The organism is Mycobacterium heidelbergense (assembly GCF_050205645.1).
Lineage (GTDB): Bacteria > Actinomycetota > Actinomycetes > Mycobacteriales > Mycobacteriaceae > Mycobacterium > Mycobacterium heidelbergense_A.
In genome coordinates this window covers 100,503-119,507 of the sequence record NZ_JBNMQT010000015.1, presented here as the reverse complement: position 1 = coordinate 119,507, position 19,005 = coordinate 100,503, and the positions used below count along the sequence as shown (strand labels likewise).

Here is a 19,005-nt window from a genome sequence, read left to right as displayed (position 1 = left end):
GGCGGCAACTACACATATGTGGGCAAGGATGCGACAGTCGTCCTAAGTAAGGACGGAAAAGTGATCACCGCGTGGGCAAATAATCGAGATGGATGGAGGAACCCGTGAGCAAGGTCTTCGACGCCATCCGGGACGATGCGCGAGCGCTAATCATCGAAGAACTCGAGCGCCGTAACCCCGCCCTCTTGGCCGAGCTTCGCACCGCGCGGGAGCCGACCAACGAGCAGAGCGACGGCGTTGTCTTGGGTGTTCTCGCGCCTGCATTGCGAGAAAACTTTGGACCTGACTATGTGCCGAATGATTACGGATTGGCAGTCGAGGCGGCAATTGACGCTTACTTGGAGGCCTGGCCGATCCATCGGTAAAGTGCACGTAAGACCAAGGACGCGACGTAAGCATGACCGCCCCCGAAATCCAGTTCGATGGTGTGCGGGTGTGCTACGACAGCGCGAAGAGCTACGACGAGCTGGTCACAATTCGGATCACAATTGGGAATTGCTCAGCGCCGCAAAGGACCTCGACGCCAAGTTTGCCGCGCTTGCCGCGAAGGTGGCGGACTGACGCCGATCCCTATGGCGTACCTTCCCAGTGCTTAGCGAGCGGTGTGCCGGCGAACTTTTCAAGCATCAAGCGGGAGAAGGAAAGTAGCGCACTGCGTGGCCGGTGATTCACTACGACCTGCCGGGTCTGCCCCGCTGCGTTAAAGGTGACCCACACAACAACGTTGGTGTGCACGCCTCGGATCTCAGTCGTGTAGTCCTCAACGAAGCCGTCGTCGCCAGCGAGACCCGCGAACCTGAACTCCTGGTTGTCATATACCTCGCGAGCGGTGACCACGATTGAGCGCACGTCCTCGGCACCATGTGCGGTGCCATCCATAGCCGCTGCTTCCAAGATGACGTCGTCGGCGAGGTTGTCCAGCCAGACCGGGTAGTAGGGCTTGCCCATATATGTCATGCCGCGCCTCCCTCGGAAACCGACACTCAGCCTGCCACACCCTCAAGAACTCCCAGGAAGTTGTTCTCCGCGGTGGTAAATGGGTATCCCACCTGCACGACGTAGCTGCAGGATGTAAAGGAGTCCCAAAGTGGCGAAAGATCATGGGTCCAGCGTCAAGAATGACAAACAGTATGAGGGCCTACGCAAGAAGGGGATGAGCAAGTCCCGGGCCGCCGCGATATCGAACTCACCCGGCGCCTCCAGCAGGGGCGGCAAGAGCTCGGGCAGCAGCCAAAGCAGCCGTAGCAGCGGTAGCGGCAGCGGCGGTAACACGTCGCAGAAGAAGGCCGCGGGGCGCAAGGGCGGCAAGAAGTCGAGCTAGATCCCGAATTGCTCCGCGCCGCAGAGAAACTCAGAGAGGAACTCAGAGCCAGCCGGTGCGGGCTGCGGCAACCGGCTCGGCGGCGGCCGGGGCCAACGTCCCGTCCCGCACACCGTCGAGCATCCGTTTCACCGCGGCGACAATCTCCGGGGCCGCAGCGGCGAGCCCCTTCCGGTCGGCCTCGGTGACCTCGTCGGGATCGACGCCCGCGCGGGCCAGCACGGCGTCCGGGTCTGCCAGCTGATCGGCCAGCCAGGTCAACGGGTCGGCTGACAGCTCTGGAACGAAATGCCGGCGGCTGGGCTCCCATCCGTTGAAACGGGGATGGTGATGGGCCCGGTCGAGTGTCCCCGGCGGGCTCTCGGTCGAGCCGAAAAGGTCCACCCGCCACACCGGACGGTTGAAGGCGATCGGAACGCCGGCGTAGATCGATCCCTGCGGCTCGGCTCGGTCGATGAGCCGGAGTTACAGTCTGACGCCCCGCTCCGGGGTTTCCTGACCTTCAAGCGGAGTCGGATCGACGAAGAACATGTCGCCGACGACTACGCCCAGGGTTTCGAATCCGAACGCTGCGAGCATGGCTTAAATACTAGGCCGCCAAGTCGTCGTCGGAGCCGGCCGCAGCCTTCGCGGCCCGCTTGTCGCGCCGCCAGCCCCGCACGGTGGCGATCGCCGACTTCAGCCCGCGCCGCCGGCCGGTCGCCGGATCGGTGCCGGCGAAACCGGGCTCCAGCTCCGCGAACATGCGCTCGCTGCGGGTCTCCGGCGCGTCGTCGGCGTTGTCCACCAGGTACTTGTTCGGCAGCGACAGCTTGGCCAGCGTCCGCCACGTCTTGCCGTATTGCACCAGGAATGAGCCTGTGGTGTAAGGCAAGTCGTACTTGTCGCAGACGGCGCGCACCCGCACCGAGATCTCGTGCAGCCGGTTGCTCGGCAGGTCGGGATACAGGTGGTGCTCGATCTGGTGGCACAGGTTGCCGCTCATGAACCGCAGCACCGGCCCGGCTTCGAAGTTGGCGCTGCCCAGCATCTGGCGCAGGTACCACTGGCCCTTGGTCTCACCGATCATGTCAGTTTTGGTGAATTTCTCTGCGCCGTCGGGAAAGTGGCCGCAGAAGATGACGGCGTTGGCCCACACGTTGCGGATGATGTTGGCAACCGCGTTGGCCGTCAATGTCGACCGGAAACTCGCGCCGGGCGACAGCGAGGTCAGCGCCGGGAACGCGACGTAGTCCTTGAACACCTGCCGGCCGGCCTTGGCCATGAACTCGTCGATCCGCTGCCGGGCTTCCTCGTTGTCCATGCGCTTCTTGACGATCTTGCCGATCTCCACATGCTGCAAGCCGACGCCCCACTCAAACAGCAACGCCAGCAACGAGTTCCACACCAGGTTGAAGAAATTGAACCGCTTCCAGCGCTGGTCCCGGGTGACCCGCAGCATGCCGTAGCCGACGTCGTCGTCCATGCCGAGGATGTTGGTGTACTTGTGGTGCACGAAGTTGTGCGTGTAACGCCAGTGCTTGGACGACCCGCTCATGTCCCACTCCCACGTCGAGGAGTGAATCTCCGGGTCGTTCATCCAGTCCCACTGGCCGTGCATGACGTTGTGGCCGATCTCCATGTTCTCGACGATCTTGGCCACGCCCAAGGTGGCGGCGCCTGCCCACCACGCCGAACGCCGCGAACTGGCGGCCAGCATCAGCCGGCCGGCCACCTCCAGCGCGCGCTGCGCCGCGATGGTGCGACGGATGTAGCGGGAATCCCGCTCGCCGCGTGAGTCTTCAATGTCCTGGCGGATAGCGTCGAGCTCAACAGCCAGGCTTTCGATATCGGCGTCCGTGAGATGTGCGAATACGTCGACGTCTGTGATCGCGATTGTCTCCACCTCCATGCGCTCGGTATGTAGTCAGTTGTGTTGTTTGTACCTACGCTATCGTAACCTACGATTCCGTAAGTTACCTGTGAGTAGCCTTTAGATGTCGATCACGCAATCGCCCGAAGCGGCGGATACGCAGGTCTGAACGCGGGTGCCGGGGTCGTGCTCCCGGCCGGTTCGCAGGTCGCGGACGTGACCTTCCACCAGGTTAACCACACACGATTGGCAGATGCCCATCCGGCAACCGAACGGCATTTGCACACCGGCGCCCTCACCGGCGTCCATCAGCGATGTCGCGGCATCGGCGGCGACGGCGCGGCCGCTTCGGGCGAAGGTCACGGTTCCGCCGGCTCCGGCGGGCGCGGCCTTGGACACCGCGAATCGCTCCAGGTGCAACCGGTCGCCGATGCCGGCCGCCGACCAGACCCGTTCGGCCTGGGTCAGCAGGCCCTCCGGCCCGCAGGCCCAGGTGTGGCGTTGCCGCCAGTCCGGCACCTCGCGGTCGAGCGCGCCGAGGTCGAGCCGGCCCTGGGTGCGGGTCTCGCGCACCCGCAACTGGTACCCCGGCTGGTCGGCCGCCAGTGCGCTCAGCTCGGCACCGAACATCATGTCGGATTCGGTGGGCACCGAATGCAGGTGTGCGATGTCGGTGATTTGGTCGCGGCGCGCCAGCGTGCGCAGCATCGACATGACCGGCGTGATCCCCGACCCGGCGGTGAGGAACAGGATCGACGCCGGCGCGGGGTCGGGCAGCACGAAATTGCCCTGCGGCGCCGCCAACCGGACAATGGTGCCCGGTTCGACGCCGGCCACCAGGTGGCTGGAGAGGAACCCCTCGGGCATCGCCTTGACGGTGATGGTCACCGTGCGCGCCGCTCCGGATCTGAGAGTGGACCGGGAAGTCTCGGCCGGGCTCGACGTCAACGAATATGACCGCCAGCGCCAGCGCCCGTCCACCAGCAGGCCGATGCCCATGTACTGGCCCGGTTGATAGTCGAAGCTGAAGCCCCAGCCGGGCTTGATGACCAGCGTCGCGGAGTCTTCGGTCTCGCGGCGGACATCGAGGATCCGGCCCCGCAGTTCCCGCGCCGACCACAGCGGATTGGCCAGGTGCAGGTAGTCGTCGGGCAGCAGCGGCGTGGTGATGCGCGCGGCTAGCTTACGAAGCGCGTGCCAGCCGGGATGACGCTCCGCCCCGACGACACTGGCACGTTTGGTGTCAACGACATTGGCGGCGATCGATGCATGTTGCTTACTCATTGGTAGCACCCCGTCACACAAGCTACGGTACCGTAACCTACGGTACCGTATCCAGGCTCGCGGGCGCAGAATGCGTCACAGCTTCGCTCAGGGTGTGGACTCAGAGCAGGTCGAGCAAGAACGGCAACTCCTGGTTGGCGTACCAGGCCAGATCGTGGTCCTGTGCATCACCGACGATCAGGTCGGCGTCCTCATCGCCCAGGTCGGCAGCGTCGATCGCCTCGATGGCCCTGGCGACGTCGTCCTCGGCGGCGGCGTTGTCGACGTACGCGGCGATCACCTGGTCGAGCGCGACGGGCGCGCGCAGTCTGACGACGGCGTCGTCCAGGTCGGGACGGAACGTGGCCCCGGATTCGCCCAAGCCCACCTCGGCGGACAGCACCGCGCGCCGCGGCCGCAGGGCCGGGTCGGCCCCTCCGGCGTCCTGGGCCGCCAGCAGGCGCAGCGACGCAAGCGCGGCCTCGCGCAGCGCCACGTCGGCGAGTTCCTCGTCGTCGCCTTCGGCGTAGGCCTCGCGCAACGTCGGGGTCACCGCGAACGCGGTGCCGTTGACCGGCCACAACGAGCCGTCGGCGACGAGCTGCTGCAACATCGGCAGGGTGGCCGGGATGTAGACGTGGATCGCGGCATCGCCCATGGCTAGCCCTCGATCAACGTGGCCGCATAGTCGTCGACGTACCTCGACAGCTCACGCGGCGGGCGTTCGTAGTTGCCGCTTAGCACCGGGCGTTCCGGCAGCTCGACCTTGGGCGTTTCCACGTCGGTGTACTCGATCGTGGACAGCAGGTGATGCATCATGTTGAGCCGCGCGTGCTTCTTGATGTCGGATTCCACGACATACCACGGACTGACCGGGGTATCGGTGTGCACCATCATCTCGTCCTTGGCGCGCGAATAGTCCTCCCACCGGTACACCGATTCCATGTCCATCGGACTCAGCTTCCATTGGCGCACAGGGTCATTGCGCCGCGCCTTGAACCGGCGCAGCTGCTCGTCCTCGGAAACCGAGAACCAATACTTGCGCAACAAAATCCCGTCGTCGATGAGCATCTGCTCGAAGATCGGCGTCTGCCGCAAAAACAGGGCGTACTCCTGCGGTGTGCAAAATCCCATCACCTTCTCGACGCCGGCGCGGTTGTACCACGATCGATCGAACAGCACGATCTCGCCTTTGGTCGGCAGATGGGCGATATAGCGCTGGTAGTACCACTGGCCGCGTTCGCGATCGGTGGGCGCCGGCAGCGCCGCGATATGGGCGACGCGTGGGCTCAGGTATTCGGCGATCCGTTTGATGGCGCCGCCCTTGCCCGCGGCGTCACGCCCTTCGAAGATGACCACGACGCGCGCGCCGGAATGCCGCACCCACTCCTGCAATTTCACGAATTCCGTTTGCAGCCGGAATAATTCGGCCTCGTACACGGCGTCGGAGATCCGGGGTTCGGACGAACCCGATTTCTTCTTCTTCGCCTTCGCCGTAGCCGCCTTCGCCTTTGCGCCGTCGTTCGTTGCGGTGCTCACATCAACGAATGCTATATCCACACAGCGATTTTGACGCCACTACCGAGAAGCTTCCAGAAGCTCTTCGAGTGATTGATTCAGCAGCCCCGGTAGCAGGTCGACATCGCTCATCGCATCGCGGTCGGCATTGATTCCGAAATACAGCATCCCGTTGTAGGACGTCACGCTGATGGCCAGCGCCTGGTTGTGCAGCAGCGGCGGCACGGCATAGCTCTCCAGCAACTTGGTGCCGGCCACGTACATCTGCGACTGAGCCCCAGGCGCATTGGTGATCAACAGGTTGTACTGGCGCGCGGAAAAACCGGCGGCGACGCGGATGCCCATGGCGTGCAGCGTCGGTGGCGCAAAACCCGACAGCGTGACGATGGTCCTGGCGTCGACGAGGCTGGCGGCCGTCGGGTTGGATTCGGTGGCGTGCGCGATCTGCGATAGCCGCACCACCGCGTTGCCTTCTCCGACCGGCAGGTCGACCAGGAACGGAGTGACCTGGCTGATCGTCTGGCCGGGGCCGGTGGCGTCATGTTGACCATCGGAGTACACCGACAGCGGCGCCATCGCCCGGATCGTCGCGGTCGGCGACGCCGCTTCACCGCGCGACATCAACCAGTTCCCCAGCGCGCCGGCGATCACCGCCAGCACCACATCGTTGACGTCGCAGTTGTACCGCGCCCGGATCGTCCGGTAGTCCTCGAGATTGCCCTGGGCGACCGTGAACCGCCGGTTGCGCGAGACCCGGGCGTTGAGCGGGCTGCTGGGTGCGGTGCCGCGCGCGACCGTGCGCGCGAAATCGACGACGCGGCGACCGGCGTCGAGCAATTCGCCGTAGTTGGTCGCCAGTCCGGCCACCGCGGACCCGACGGCCTGCAGCTGCGCTCCCGGCCCCATGACCCAGTCGCTCACGGCGCCGAGCACCAGCCGGGTGTTGCCGGGATCGCGCTCAGGTATCCAGATGTCTTCGGGGAACGGCGGCGGACGCCGCGTCCGGTCGGCGATCACGTGGCCGATCTCCAGCGCGGTCATGCCGTTGATGAGCGCCTGGTGGGACTTGGTGTACAACGCCACGCGGTTTTTGTTCAGGCCTTCGACGAGGTACATCTCCCACAGCGGCCGCGACTTGTCCAGCGGGCGGGCGGCCAACCGCGCGACCAGCTGGTGCAGCTGCCCGTCACTGCCCGGCGACGGCAGCGCCGACTGCCTGACGTGGTACGTGATGTCGAAGTCGGGATCGTCGATCCACACCGGCCGGGTGGCCATGCCGATCACTTCGCGAACCTTCTGCCGGTAGCGCGGTATCTGGGCGAGCCGCTGCTCGACGGTGGCCAGTAGCGTCTCGTAGCTCAATCCGGCGCGGGGACGGCGAAGGATGGATAGCGATCCGACGTACATCGGGGTAGCGGAGTTTTCCAGCCGGTAAAAGGACGCGTCCGACGGGGACAACCGAGTCACCACTGCGGCCATGTGCTCCTTGTCAATTCGCCCTCGATTCGTTCGTGCGCCTGGCTGGTGTGCCGTGTACCCGACCACGGTAATCGCCCGCGCTCGGCGCGGCAGTGCACGGGTATGTGGGAGAGCGAATTGCGCGATGGCGACGAGCGCTCTAAAAACAGGCCTAGCAACAACCGTCTGCCACTCTCCAGCAGGCTCCCCCCGCGTCCGCATCGGACGACCGTCGTATTGGAGAGTGCCCGTTGACCACTAGTCCCGCGATTGGTCCCGTTGTGGGCACGCCCCGCGGCGCTTTTGCCGTGACGCGCGTCGTCGAGTACGAGCCGGAAAGGCTCGCGCCGCGAAACGTCCCCCCGTGCCGACCGTCGCCGGTCGACGACTCCCGGCAGTCGGCGCCGCGCCGGTCCGCGCGCGCACCGGGCCGGGCCCACGGCGGGCGTCCCCGCGTCCAATCGGAGGCGGCGCAGGTGCTCTCCCCGTCGATGCGTCAGGCGGCGATCTTCGCTGACGCCGCGCTGCGCCGAGTGCTGGAAGTCATCGACCGGCGCCGGCCGCCGGCCCAGCTGCGGCCCCTGCTGGCACCGAGCCTGGTCGACTCGGTGGAATCGGTGCGCCGCGCACCGGCCGCACACACGGGCGCCGCGGTGCTGCGCCGAATGCGGCTTCAACCGGTCGGACGCCCCGCGACCGCGGCCGAGGTCTTCGGCTGCTACAGCCGCGGTGAGCGCATGCACGCCATCGCCTGCCGGGTCGAACAGATCGCGGGCGCGCGCTGGCTGCTCGTTGCCCTGCACATCGGTTGACTCCCCGGGGGGCTATTGCGCTGCGCGTTCCGGCGCCGGGCCACCGGCGAAGCGAGCCAACACCGGACCCGCGATCGCCATGACGAAGACATACGACATCGCCAATACAGCCACGCCGGGCACCGACGTGCCGACCAACCCGATGATGACCAGGGAGAACTCGCCGCGGGCGACAAGCGCCGTACCGGCCCGCAACTGCCCACGGCGCGCCACCCCGTCGCGGCGGGCCGCGAATACCCCGGTGGCCACCTTCGTCGCGGCGGTGACGGCGGCCAGGGCAACCGCCGCCGGAAGCATCGGAAGCAACTCGTGCGGGTCGACCGACAAACCGATTGCCAGGAAGAAGATCGCGGCGAACAAATCGCGCAGCGGACCCAGCACCTGGCGCGCCCGGTCCGCGGTCTCCCCGGTCAGGGTGAGGCCCACCAGGAACGCGCCCACGGCCGCCGATGCGTGCAGGGACTCGGCCAGGGCGGCGACCATCAGGGTGACTCCGAGCACCCGCAGCAGCAGTTGCTCGGAATCGGCGTGTGCCACGAGCCGGCCGACGTGGTGTCCCCAGTAATACGACGCGACGAAGGCCAAAATCAGGGCGACGACCGCGGCAGTCATGCCGGCGAGCGCCTCGAGCCAGGTGCCTCCGGACGCCAGCACCGCGAACAGCGGCAGGTAGGCGGCCATCGCGAAATCCTCGAGCACCAACACCGACAGCACGGCCGGCGTCTCGCGGTTGCCGAGCCGGCGCAGGTCTTCCAGCACCCGGGCGATGACACCCGACGAGGAGATGTAGGTGACTCCGGCCAACGCCAGGATCGCGACACCGTCCAGGCCCAGCAGCCAGCCGGCCACGGCGCCGGGCGCGGCGTTGAGCACAACGTCGACGGCGGCCGACGGCAAATGGTGGCGCAGGCTGCTGGCGAATTCGGTTGCCGAGAATTCCAGGCCCAGGGTCAGCAACAGCAAGACGATGCCGATGGGTGCGGCGGTCGTGATGAACCCGCCGGCGGCGGCCACGGGCCAGATGCCCCCCTTACCCAGGGACAGACCCGCCACCAAATAAAGCGGTATGGGCGACAACGCGAACCGGCGCGCGACGGTGCCCAACACCGCGAGCGCGGCCAGGAGGGCGCCGAGCTGAAATAGCAGCGCCCCCGAAACCTGCACTGGCTCAGCCCTTGTCGACGATCTGTTCGACCCCGGCGATGCCCTCCTCGGTGCCGATCACGATCAGGACGTCGCCCGCCCGCAGCGTCTCCGCCGGGCCCGGCGAGGCGAGCACGTCCTCGTCGCGCACGATCGCCACGATCGACGCGCCGGTCCGCGTGCGGGCACGCGTCTCCCCCAGCGGCCGGTCCACGAACGTACCGCCCGGCCGGATGTGAACTTGGCCCGCTTCGAGCCCCGGCACTTCGCGGGTCAGTTCGGTGAACCGCTCGGCGATGCGCGGTGCGCCGAGGATCTGCGCCACGGCGTCGGCCTCTTCGTCGGTGAGGCGAAACACCGGGCGGGCCTGGTCCGGATCGTCGCGGCCGTACAGGACGACGTCGAAGTCGCCGCCGCGCCGCGCGACGATGCCGATCCGGTCACCGCTATGGCTCACGAATTCGTATCGGAGCCCGACGCCCGGCAGCAAGACCTCCTTGACATCCATAGGAGTCAATCCTCGGCGAAATACCGCCCGAAGAGAAGCGGTACCGGTGAAACTCAGGTTTAACCCTGCGGCGCCGCCTCGGTGGGGTGCGGAGTCGCGTGCGGGCGTGGCCACGGCAGCACCATCGGCACCCGACGACGGTAGTCACGGTATTCGTCACCCAGCGCGCCGACGAGGTCGTGCTCCTCCAGCTGTGTGGCGATCAGGATGTAACCGGTCATCGCGATCGAAAAGAGCACGTGCCCGGCCGTCATGGTGGGCGTCGCCCAAAAGGCGATGAAGAAACCCAGCATGAGTGGGTGGCGCACCAACTTATACAGCCATCGAGCGTGAAAACCTATGTGCGTGTACGGTTTTCCCTGCCAAGCCAGATACACCTGGCGCAGGCCGAACAGGTCGAAGTGGCTGACCATGAAGGTCGCGGCCAGCGCGATCGCCCATCCGAGCCAGAACAACGCCCACAGCGCCGTGCGGCCCACCGGCTGCCACACGTCCCAGATGACGGTCGGCATCGTGCGCCATTGCCAGTACAGCAGCACCAGCACGGCGCTGGACAACACCACGTAGGTGCTGCGCTCGATCGTCGACGGCACGACTCGTGTCCACCACGCCTTGAACGCCGGCCGCGCCATGACGCTGTGCTGGACGCCGAACGCCGCGAGCAGCAGCAGGTTGACCAATACCGCCTGGCCGATGGGCGCGGAGATCCCGTGGTCGACGGATCGCGGGACCCAGAAGTTGCCCAGGAATGCAACGAGGTACAGGAACGCGGCAAGAAATAGCAGGTACGCCACGGCGCCGTAGCCGACTATCAACAATCGCTTCATTCGCTGATTGTGCGCCTCGACGGCGCTTTTGAACATGGGGCGGATGCCTCATTTTCCGCCGAGGTAGGCACGATTTCGGTCGTGATGTCTAGCCGCGCGCCGGGTCCACCAGCCCGTGCTGCAGCGCATACATGCTGGCGCCGATGCGGTTGGACACCCCGATCTTGGCGTAGGTTCGCTCGACGTGGTTGCGGGCCGTCTTTTCGCTGATCACCAACGAAGCCGCAATCTGCTTGTTGGACGCGCCGCGGGCGACCAGGCACAGCACTTCGATCTCGCGGGGAGTGAGTCCGCCCGGACGCAGGCGGGGCCGCTGCTGCGCGGGCTCGCCCGCGGCGTGGAGCACCGCCTCGGCGGCGTCGGCGTCGAGTTCGCCGGCGCGCACCCGCTCGCGCAGTCGTCGCGCCGCCGCGCCGGCTGACAGCTCGTCGCGATACGGCCTTGGCTCGCAAGCGGATTGGTAACTCACCGCGGCCGCCAGCACGCGATCCGGCAGGCTCAACGCCGTCCCGGCGAGGCCACGGGGATAGCCCGAACCGTCGAGGCACTCGTGGTGATTGCCGGCGACCTCGGCCAGCCGCGCGAGGCCGGGGACCTGGTTGAGGATCCGCACGGTGAGGTAGGGATGTAGCCGAACCCGTTCGAATTCGGCCGCGCTCAACGATGCCGGCTTGGACCAGATTTGGTTCGAAACACCGATGCGGCCCAGGTCGTGGACGTGGCCGGCACGTCGGGCCAGCGCCGCCGCGCCTGCGTCGAGGCCGGCCGCGAGCGCCGCGTCGCCGGCAAGGCGGGCCACCGCCCGCGAATGCCCCAGCGTGAACGGGCATTTCAGGTCGACGAAGTCTCCGAACGCGACGAGCAGGGCGTCCAACCCCGGTTCGTCGAGCCGCTCGTGGCGATCGGGCGCCTCGCGCAACGCTGCCGCCCAGGCGTCACCGGCCGGCGGTCCGGACAGGATGGTATCGGCGTGCTCGACGAACGCGTCGACGACATGCGGGTCGAACTGGCCACCGCGGCGGCTGCGCGCCATGGCGACGGCACCGTCGACGCCGTACGCACGGTGGTGCACCTCGACCATGTCGGCGACCTGGGCGACCCGCATCTGGATCGGGATCTGGTCGCCGTGCGAGCCGCCGGGCAGGCCGCCGCCGTCGTATCGCTCGAAGGCGAACCCGAGTGACGCCTGCACGTCGGGGCCCAGCCCGATGCGGTCGGCCAGCAGTGCCGCCGACGTGCAATGCGAATGGATCAACCGGGACAGTTGACCGCGCGCGTTGACGAAAAGCGTTGCCATGATTGATAACCGGTGCGTCAGCGGTTCGCCGCGGCCGACGTTGCTCAACAGGAAGCGCAGATACGGCAGGCCCGACCAGTCGACCAGATAGGAGTCGTGGCGCACGGCGATGTCGTCGCCGAACCAGCGCGCGTACTCGTGGGAGTCGGCATGACAACCGATCCACATGATCAGCGTCGTGTAGTACACGCAATCCCGCTGCGCGGGGGTGAGCCCGAGCCGGTCCGCGAGCCGGGTCGCGATCATCGCGGCGCGAAGCATGTGCTCGGCGGGTTGCCCCAGGCCCAGGTCGATGGCCACGGACAGCGCGGCCAGCAGCTCCGCGCGTGTCGGTGGTTCGGATGCCTCGGCCGCCATCAACTCATTGTGCCCAGGTGACCGGCGCCGGTCAGGCAATCGAGACGGTGCGCCCGACGGCATGGTGGCGACTGGGATCGAACGTCTCGAGATGACCGCCGCCGACCACGAAAAACCCGCGCTGCGGGGCCCGGAAGTCGGCCAGGCGGGCCTGCGGATGCAACGGGCCCACCGGGCCAAGGTCGTCTCCGCGCAGCACCGCGCGCGAGCGGGTGACGGCCCAGAATCTCCTCGGGGCAAGCATGAATCGCTGCCCGTTGGGCACGGCCCCGGTTAGCCGGATCTGTCCGGCACCCATTGCCGGACCGGTGGCTCGGCCCATGACACCGAGGGCCAGCCGATTGGTCCACGCCGCCGCGGGCAGCAGCTGGGCGATCCGCGTCATCAGCAGCGTCGATGTGGTGACCCCGATGTCCATGTGCCACTCGAGCAGCCCCGCGATCTGGACGTAGAGCGACCACGGGGTGACCCACGCGACGTCGATATCGCATTGGACCGCGTCGTTCGGTGTCGCCGAGCTGAAATAGCGCGAGCAGCTCTGCTCGGCGGGCGTCGTCGCGTAGAACGTCCACACGCCGGCCGGATCCCGGTGCCACACCGATCGGTAGCCGGGCGCGAACGACGCCGAGGGTATGCAGCGCAGGGCGAGATAGTGGCCGCTGGCGAAGGGAAGCCCCAAAACGCCGAAGCCGGCGAATCTTTCGTCGTCCCCCACGGGCAGCGTGGGATTGCGCAGGATGGCCGAGGCCGCATCGGCGGGCGTGCGAAATTTTGTCATGCACCGATGCTGCGCGCCGCCGCCGGAGCCGCGCATGAGGCAGCTGCCTCAAATCGAGCCTCAAATCGCCCAATTGGCGGCGAGCGCCTCGAGCGTGAAGCGAGCCGCACGCTCGGCCCCCAACGTGAAGCCAACCGCTTGTTCGGCGGCTAGTAACTTCGCCGGCATTGGCAACGGCCTGTGCACGCAAAGGCAAATGCGGTCCGCCCGACGTACGTACGTTCTAAGGCATACGACAGTCGAGGGGTCCGAATTATGCTAAGCGACAGAGTCTTTGATTTTATCGTGGTCGGTGCCGGCAGCGCCGGTTGCGTTCTGGCCAATCGCCTCAGCGCCGACGGTTCGACGCGCGTCCTGTTGGTCGAAGCAGGACCGGCAGAGCTGCCGCCTGCCGTCCGAATTCCCGCCCTGTTCCCAACACTGATTGGCACACAGGTTGATTGGTCCTACCGCTCGATCCGCCAAGCGGGCACCTGCTCGTCTATCGCTGTCCCTCGCGGCAGGATGATCGGGGGTAGCTCGTCGATGAACGCAATGATCTACGTCCGTGGCAACAGAGCGGATTATGATGGCTGGAGGTCGGATCATGGCGCCGTGGGCTGGGGTTACGACGATGTGCTGCCGTACTTCGTACGCGCAGAATGCAACATCCGGCTGAGGGGGCAGCTGCACGGGACCGACGGCCCCCTGTATGTGCAGGATCCCCGCTACGTTCATGAACTCAACCAACTGTGGATCCAGTCGGCGATCGAGTGGGGGCTGCCGGCCAACTCGGACTTCAACGGCACAAGCCAAATTGGTTGTGGAACCTACCAACTCACTCAGCGCGATGGTAAGCGTTGCTCAGCCGCAGACGCCTACCTGCGCCTCGCGATGCCCCGGGACAACCTGACCATACTGGCCGGCGCGAGCGCCCGTCGTATAGTGATCGACCGCAAACATGCTGTCGGCGTTACCATTCGCCGTGCGGGCGAGGAGGACACTGTCCGCGCAGAAGGCGAAATCGTGCTGGCCGCCGGTTCGATAGGGTCACCCCAACTGTTGATGCTCTCGGGTATTGGTCCCGCGGCACACCTTCACGAACTCGGAATTCCCGTTGTCGCCGACCTGCCGGGCGTTGGAGACAATCTCCATGATCATCCAACTTTGCCGGTGATATGGAAGACACGTGACTCGACCGACATGCTTGCGCTGGCGCAGGATCCGTCCTCGCTGAGAAAATTTCACGCCGACGAGCCCGGTCCCCTCAACTCCGCCCTGTGCGATGTCGGCGGTTTCCTTTCCACCAAACGTCACCCCACTGTGCCAAACATCCAAATCCACACGGCGCCCATGGCGTTCGCCGATGGGCTCGGCCCGCCGTCCGCAGCCTGTTTCACCGGTACCGTTTCCGTGCTCGACCCGGCCAGCCGTGGAAGGCTGCGACTATCGTCGACCGACCCGGCGCGCGCGCCGCTCATCGACCTCGGCGTTTATGCGCGTAGCGCGGATCTCGAGTCATTGCTCGACGGTGCCAAGGCCTTCATCGACATGAGTACTGCGGGCGCGCTGAATCCCTACCTTGAAAACGTGTTCTTCCCGACGTGTGACGCGCCGACGAGCCGGGGCTTCGCAGCCGCGGCGCGTGCACATACCCAAACCATGTATCACCCGGTGGGAACATGCGCGATGGGCCAGGGACAGGCGTCGGTGGTAGACCCGACGCTGCGCGTGCATGGGATCGACGGAATTCGCGTCGCCGATGCCTCGGTAATGCCCGTTGTCCCGCATGGCAACACCAACGCCCCCACCATCATGATCGCGGAGAAGGCTTCGGATCTCATTCTCGGAATATCGGCGCTACGCCGCTGTTGAGAACGTCATGGGCGGCTTTGCACGTGGCATCGCCGCGGCGCAACGCCCGCGTCTTGACGGCTTTCGCGTTCGGTGTCTTCAATTGCGCGTTTCGCGTGTTGGTGATCCACCGGTTTCGACGTAACCATCACGTCATGGATTCACCGAGCGCTGCGGCACAGTGGAATGTTACCGACGACCTCGACAGGTTCAGCGAGATGCTGCGCAACTCTTATTTGCCCTTCGCGGTGACCGGCATCGATGACGGGCGCGAGCGCTTTTCGGCGAGTGTGCGCGAGCACCCACTCGGGCAACTACGGTTGGTCGATGGTGTGACATTTCCGCATGGCGGAATCCGGACGGCTCGTCAGGTGGGTGTCACTTCACGCGACGTCGTTGGTCTTCACTTCTTGACGGCGGGCCGGGAATTCATTTGCCAAGGTGACGAGGTCTTAGCTCTCGGCCCGGGCGACCTGATGGTGTGGGATAGCGATTTTGCAGGAACCTACGAAGTCACCGAGACGGCCCACAAACGAACGTTGGTCCTTCCACGCATGCTCGCGGCCGCGCTGTTGCCCGGATTCCATCTCCCGGGGACCGTGCGGATGCTGCCGGGCCGGCACCGTGCCCCGGCGAAACCCCTGTTCGACTTGCTGGCCGTGCTCAGCGACAGCCTGGCCACAATGAGCCCGCTGGCCACCACCAAGGCGGTCGCACTGATCGTCCAGATGCTCGCGGACCTCGGTGGAACAGTGCTGCCTGACGTGGGTCGGCGCCGTGTCGGTGACCTGCGCGAACGTGTGCTCTGGTACGTCGAGCAGAACCTCGGTGACCCAGCGCTGAATCCGGCGACAGTCGCTGCCGCGCACTACGTTTCGCTGCGGACCTTATACAACGCCCTGGAAACACTAGATGTCCCACTCGCCGCCCATATTCGGTCCCGCCGGCTGGCCCGCTGTTACGCCGACCTCGTCAGCACGAACGATCCGGTGGGCGATATCGCTACGCGGTGGGGTTTCGTCAGCTTCCCACACTTCAGCCGCGCCTTCACGAAGCAGTACGGAATCTCGCCCAGCCGCTTGCGCTGACCGCAGACCCGATTGCTGAAGCTAGCGCTTCTTCACCGATTTCGGCGGCTTGGCGCCCCGGCCTTGCCGCCGCGCGGCTTCGCGCCGCTCGCGCCGGCTGGCACCGGCGGGCACACCGGCAGGCGTCTTGTCCGCGGCCCCACCGCCGTTACGCTGCACCTGCGCCGAACCGTCCTCCGACGGGCCGGAATACGTCAGGGCCGGCGCTTCGTCGTCAATGCCCTTGGCGCGCAACGCGGTCGGAGCCTGCTCTCGCACCGCGGTGGGGGCACCACCCGAGCCGTCCCGCTGCCCCGCGGCCGCGGCGGCGGTCGCGAATTCGGCGAGCCCGTCGGGAGCTTCCACCGGGGCGACCTGCGGGGCGGGCGCCGCCTCGACGGTGACGTTGAACAGGAAGCCGACCGACTCCTCCTTCATGCCGTCGAGCATGGCCATGAACATGTCGTAGCCCTCGCGCTGGTACTCCACCAGCGGATCGCGCTGCGCCATCGCCCGCAGCCCGATGCCTTCCTTGAGGTAATCCATCTCGTAGAGGTGCTCGCGCCACTTGCGGTCGATGACGTTGAGCAACACGTTGCGCTCCAGCTGGCGCATCGCGCCCTCGCCGGCGATTTCCTCGAGCTCGGCTTCCCTTGCGGCATAGGCTCGTTCGGCGTCCTTGAGCAACGCCTCGAGCAGCTCGTCGCGGGTGAGGTCGTCGCGGTCGGAGTCCTCGTCGTGGTGGGTCAGCGTCTCGTGGCTGATTCCGACCGGGTAAAGCGTCTTCAGCGCCGTCCACAACGCGTCGAGGTCCCAATCCTCGGCATACCCCTCGGAGGTCGCACCGTCGACGTAGGCGGTGATGACGTCGGTCAGCATGTCGGTGGCCTGCTGCTGCAGATCCTCGCCCTCGAGGATCCGACGGCGCTCGGCATAGACGACCTTGCGCTGCTGGTTCATCACCTCGTCGTACTTGAGGACGTTCTTCCTGACCTCGAAGTTCTGCTGCTCGACCTGGGTCTGGGCGCTCTTGATCGCGCGGGTGACCATCTTCGCTTCGATCGGCACGTCGTCGGGCAGGTTCAGCCGGGTCAGCAGCGACTCCAGCGCCGCACCGTTGAAGCGGCGCATCAGCTCGTCGCCGAGCGAGAGGTAGAAGCGCGACTCGCCGGGGTCACCCTGGCGGCCGGACCGGCCGCGCAGCTGGTTGTCGATGCGGCGCGACTCGTGGCGCTCGGTGCCGAGCACGTACAGGCCGCCGGCCTCGATCACCTCGGTGGCCTCTTTGGCGGCCTCCTCCTTGACGACGGCCAGTTCGTCGTGCCAGGCCGCCTCGTATTCGTCGGCCGTCTCCACCGGATCCAGGCCCTGGGCGCGCAGCCGCTGGTCGGTCAGGAAGTCGACGTTGCCGCCCAGCACGATGTCGGTACCGCGCCCGGCCATGTTGGTGGCCACCGTGATGCCGCCGCGCCGGCCGGCCACCGCGATGATGCCCGCCTCCTGCTCGTGATACTTGGCGTTGAGCACGTTGTGCGGGATGCGCCGCTTCTTGAACTGACGCGACAGGTACTCGGAGCGTTCCACGCTGGTGGTACCGATCAGGACGGGCTGGCCCTTGTCGTAGCGCTCGGCGACGTCGTCGACCACCGCGATGTATTTGGCTTCCTCGGTCTTGTAGATGAGGTCGGAGCAGTCGGTGCGGATCATCGGCTTGTTGGTCGGGATGCTGACCACGCCGAGCTTGTAGATCTCGTGCAGCTCGGCCGCCTCGGTCTGGGCGGTACCGGTCATGCCGGCGAGCTTGTCGTAGAGCCGGAAGTAGTTCTGCAGCGTGATGGTGGCCAGCGTCTGGTTCTCGGCCTTGATCTCGACGTGCTCCTTGGCCTCGATGGCCTGGTGCATGCCCTCGTTGTAGCGGCGGCCGATCAGCACGCGGCCGGTGAACTCGTCGACGATCAGCACCTCGCCGTCGCGCACGATGTAGTCCTTGTCGCGGTTGAACAGCTCCTTGGCCTTCAGCGCGTTGTTGAGGTAGCTGACCAGCGGCGAGTTGGCGGCCTCATACAGGTTGTCGATGCCGAGCTGGTCTTCGACGAACTCGACGCCCTTCTCGTGCACGCCGACGGTGCGCTTGCGCAGGTCCACCTCGTAGTGGACGTCCTTCTGCATCAGCGGCGCCAACCGGGCGAACTCGGTGTACCAGTTCGAGGCGCCGTCGGCGGGCCCGGAGATGATCAGCGGGGTGCGGGCCTCGTCGATCAGGATGGAGTCTACCTCGTCGACGATGGCGTAGCTGTGCCCGCGCTGCACGAGGTCGTCGAGCGAGTGGGCCATGTTGTCGCGCAGGTAGTCGAAGCCGAACTCGTTGTTGGTGCCGTAGGTGATGTCGGCGTTGTAGGCGACCCGGCGTTCGTCCGGGCTCATGTTAGCCAGGATCACCCCGACCTGCAGGCCCAGGAAGCGGTGCACGCGGCCCATCCACTCGCTGTCGCGTTTGGCCAGGTAGTCGTTGACGGTGACGATGTGCACGCCGTCGCCGGCCAGCGCGTTGAGGTAGGCGGGCAACACACAGGTCAGGGTCTTGCCCTCACCGGTCTTCATCTCGGCGACGTTGCCCAGGTGCAGGGCGGCCGCGCCCATCACCTGCACGTCGAACGGCCGCTGGTCGAGGACCCGCCAGGCGGCCTCGCGGGCCACCGCGAACGCCTCGGGCAGCAGGTCGTCGAGGCTTTCCCCGTCGTCCACGCGCTTGCGGAACTCGTCGGTCTTGGCCCTCAGTTCGGCGTCGGTGAGCTTTTCGACGTCGTCAGACAAGGTGCTGACATAGTCGGCCACCCTTTTGAGGCGCTTGACCATGCGACCTTCACCAAGGCGCAGCAATTTCGACAGCACGGTGTTGTCCCCTTTGGGATGTTCCCCTGTTGGTAGGAGTCTTCTATCAGGCGACTCCCATGGTAGGTGACAACCCCGT

At 66.2% G+C, this 19,005-nt stretch carries 17 protein-coding genes and 1 pseudogene; 5 read left to right on the top strand and 13 right to left on the bottom strand.

Translation table 11 applies throughout. From position 1 onward, the window contains the following. The first annotated feature begins 92 nt into the window (after positions 1-92). The gene (locus tag ACQI5H_RS17845; RefSeq protein ID WP_427080647.1) at positions 93-365 is read left to right on the top strand and encodes a hypothetical protein; all 273 of its coding nucleotides are present in this window, start codon (positions 93-95) and stop codon (positions 363-365) included. A 205-nt stretch (positions 366-570) separates the two neighbouring features. On the opposite strand, the gene ACQI5H_RS17840 is transcribed toward ACQI5H_RS17845, so the two are convergent. Next, entirely contained in the window at positions 571-957 is a 387-nt protein-coding gene (locus ACQI5H_RS17840; protein WP_427080646.1) for a hypothetical protein, read from the bottom strand. Positions 958-1,087: 130 nt separating this feature from the next. Here ACQI5H_RS17840 and ACQI5H_RS17835 point away from each other — a divergent pair, with 130 nt between their 5' ends. Then, positions 1,088-1,321, top strand: a complete 234-nt coding sequence (locus tag ACQI5H_RS17835; protein WP_076118935.1) for a DUF7218 family protein — start codon at positions 1,088-1,090, stop codon at positions 1,319-1,321. A gap of 42 nt (positions 1,322-1,363) precedes the next feature. On the opposite strand, the pseudogene ACQI5H_RS17830 reads toward ACQI5H_RS17835, so the two are convergent. The 6 genes and pseudogenes from ACQI5H_RS17830 to ACQI5H_RS17805 form a co-directional block, all read right to left on the bottom strand. Beyond that, a pseudogene (locus tag ACQI5H_RS17830) lies at positions 1,364-1,900 on the bottom strand (hypothetical protein). Between the two features lie 10 nt (positions 1,901-1,910). Then, positions 1,911-3,197 (bottom strand): fatty acid desaturase family protein, encoded by a 1,287-nt coding sequence (locus ACQI5H_RS17825; RefSeq protein WP_427080667.1) that lies wholly within the window; start codon positions 3,195-3,197, stop codon positions 1,911-1,913. A gap of 96 nt (positions 3,198-3,293) precedes the next feature. Further along, positions 3,294-4,457, bottom strand: a complete 1,164-nt coding sequence (locus tag ACQI5H_RS17820; RefSeq protein WP_427080645.1) for a ferredoxin reductase — start codon at positions 4,455-4,457, stop codon at positions 3,294-3,296. A gap of 100 nt (positions 4,458-4,557) precedes the next feature. Then, the gene (locus tag ACQI5H_RS17815) at positions 4,558-5,094 is read right to left on the bottom strand and encodes a DUF6912 family protein (RefSeq protein ID WP_427080644.1); all 537 of its coding nucleotides are present in this window, start codon (positions 5,092-5,094) and stop codon (positions 4,558-4,560) included. Positions 5,095-5,096: 2 nt separating this feature from the next. After that, positions 5,097-5,975: a polyphosphate kinase 2 gene (ppk2, locus tag ACQI5H_RS17810; protein ID WP_427080643.1), complete on the bottom strand. Its 879-nt coding sequence runs from the start codon at positions 5,973-5,975 to the stop codon at positions 5,097-5,099. A 39-nt stretch (positions 5,976-6,014) separates the two neighbouring features. After that, positions 6,015-7,424: a WS/DGAT/MGAT family O-acyltransferase gene (locus ACQI5H_RS17805; RefSeq protein WP_427080666.1), complete on the bottom strand. Its 1,410-nt coding sequence runs from the start codon at positions 7,422-7,424 to the stop codon at positions 6,015-6,017. A gap of 296 nt (positions 7,425-7,720) precedes the next feature. On the opposite strand from ACQI5H_RS17805, the gene ACQI5H_RS17800 reads away from it, so the two are divergent. Beyond that, positions 7,721-8,224 (top strand): Rv3235 family protein, encoded by a 504-nt coding sequence (locus ACQI5H_RS17800; RefSeq protein WP_427080642.1) that lies wholly within the window; start codon positions 7,721-7,723, stop codon positions 8,222-8,224. Positions 8,225-8,236: 12 nt separating this feature from the next. Here ACQI5H_RS17800 and ACQI5H_RS17795 read toward each other — a convergent pair whose 3' ends face one another. From ACQI5H_RS17795 to ACQI5H_RS17775, 5 genes are all read right to left on the bottom strand, one after another. Next, positions 8,237-9,388: a cation:proton antiporter gene (locus ACQI5H_RS17795; protein WP_427080641.1), complete on the bottom strand. Its 1,152-nt coding sequence runs from the start codon at positions 9,386-9,388 to the stop codon at positions 8,237-8,239. A gap of 4 nt (positions 9,389-9,392) precedes the next feature. Then, the gene (locus ACQI5H_RS17790; RefSeq protein ID WP_427080640.1) at positions 9,393-9,875 is read right to left on the bottom strand and encodes a cation:proton antiporter regulatory subunit; all 483 of its coding nucleotides are present in this window, start codon (positions 9,873-9,875) and stop codon (positions 9,393-9,395) included. 59 nt (positions 9,876-9,934) lie between these two features. Then, the gene (gene mddA / locus ACQI5H_RS17785; protein WP_427080639.1) at positions 9,935-10,702 is read right to left on the bottom strand and encodes a methanethiol S-methyltransferase; all 768 of its coding nucleotides are present in this window, start codon (positions 10,700-10,702) and stop codon (positions 9,935-9,937) included. Positions 10,703-10,790: 88 nt separating this feature from the next. Beyond that, on the bottom strand, positions 10,791-12,356 hold the full coding sequence (locus ACQI5H_RS17780) for an HD domain-containing phosphohydrolase (RefSeq protein ID WP_427080638.1): 1,566 nt from the start codon (positions 12,354-12,356) through the stop codon (positions 10,791-10,793). A 31-nt stretch (positions 12,357-12,387) separates the two neighbouring features. After that, on the bottom strand, positions 12,388-13,134 hold the full coding sequence (locus ACQI5H_RS17775) for a hypothetical protein (RefSeq protein ID WP_427080637.1): 747 nt from the start codon (positions 13,132-13,134) through the stop codon (positions 12,388-12,390). Positions 13,135-13,389: 255 nt separating this feature from the next. On the opposite strand from ACQI5H_RS17775, the gene ACQI5H_RS17770 reads away from it, so the two are divergent. Both ACQI5H_RS17770 and ACQI5H_RS17765 read left to right on the top strand, forming a co-directional pair. After that, entirely contained in the window at positions 13,390-14,988 is a 1,599-nt protein-coding gene (locus tag ACQI5H_RS17770) for a GMC family oxidoreductase (RefSeq protein ID WP_427080636.1), read from the top strand. Between the two features lie 134 nt (positions 14,989-15,122). After that, a complete protein-coding gene (locus ACQI5H_RS17765; RefSeq protein ID WP_427080635.1) occupies positions 15,123-16,055 on the top strand; it encodes a helix-turn-helix domain-containing protein in 933 nt (310 codons plus the stop codon). Between the two features lie 21 nt (positions 16,056-16,076). On the opposite strand, the gene secA is transcribed toward ACQI5H_RS17765, so the two are convergent. After that, complete coding sequence (gene secA / locus ACQI5H_RS17760) at positions 16,077-18,926, bottom strand: preprotein translocase subunit SecA (RefSeq protein WP_427080634.1); 2,850 nt, start codon at positions 18,924-18,926, stop codon at positions 16,077-16,079. Between the last annotated feature and the right edge of the window lie 79 nt (positions 18,927-19,005).

What these genes read in the sequence shown, in the direction of transcription:
- ACQI5H_RS17845 (WP_427080647.1), top strand. Translation starts at nt 93, where the DNA reads ATGGAGGAACCCGTGAGCAAGGTCTTCGACGCCATCCGGGACGATGCG.
- ACQI5H_RS17840 (WP_427080646.1), bottom strand. Translation starts at nt 957, where the DNA reads ATGACATATATGGGCAAGCCCTACTACCCGGTCTGGCTGGACAACCTC.
- ACQI5H_RS17820 (WP_427080645.1), bottom strand. Translation starts at nt 4,457, where the DNA reads ATGAGTAAGCAACATGCATCGATCGCCGCCAATGTCGTTGACACCAAA.
- ACQI5H_RS17815 (WP_427080644.1), bottom strand. Translation starts at nt 5,094, where the DNA reads ATGGGCGATGCCGCGATCCACGTCTACATCCCGGCCACCCTGCCGATG.
- ACQI5H_RS17790 (WP_427080640.1), bottom strand. Translation starts at nt 9,875, where the DNA reads ATGGATGTCAAGGAGGTCTTGCTGCCGGGCGTCGGGCTCCGATACGAA.
- mddA (WP_427080639.1), bottom strand. Translation starts at nt 10,702, where the DNA reads ATGAAGCGATTGTTGATAGTCGGCTACGGCGCCGTGGCGTACCTGCTA.
- ACQI5H_RS17780 (WP_427080638.1), bottom strand. Translation starts at nt 12,356, where the DNA reads ATGGCGGCCGAGGCATCCGAACCACCGACACGCGCGGAGCTGCTGGCC.
- ACQI5H_RS17775 (WP_427080637.1), bottom strand. Translation starts at nt 13,134, where the DNA reads ATGACAAAATTTCGCACGCCCGCCGATGCGGCCTCGGCCATCCTGCGC.
- ACQI5H_RS17770 (WP_427080636.1), top strand. Translation starts at nt 13,390, where the DNA reads ATGCTAAGCGACAGAGTCTTTGATTTTATCGTGGTCGGTGCCGGCAGC.
- ACQI5H_RS17765 (WP_427080635.1), top strand. Translation starts at nt 15,123, where the DNA reads ATGGATTCACCGAGCGCTGCGGCACAGTGGAATGTTACCGACGACCTC.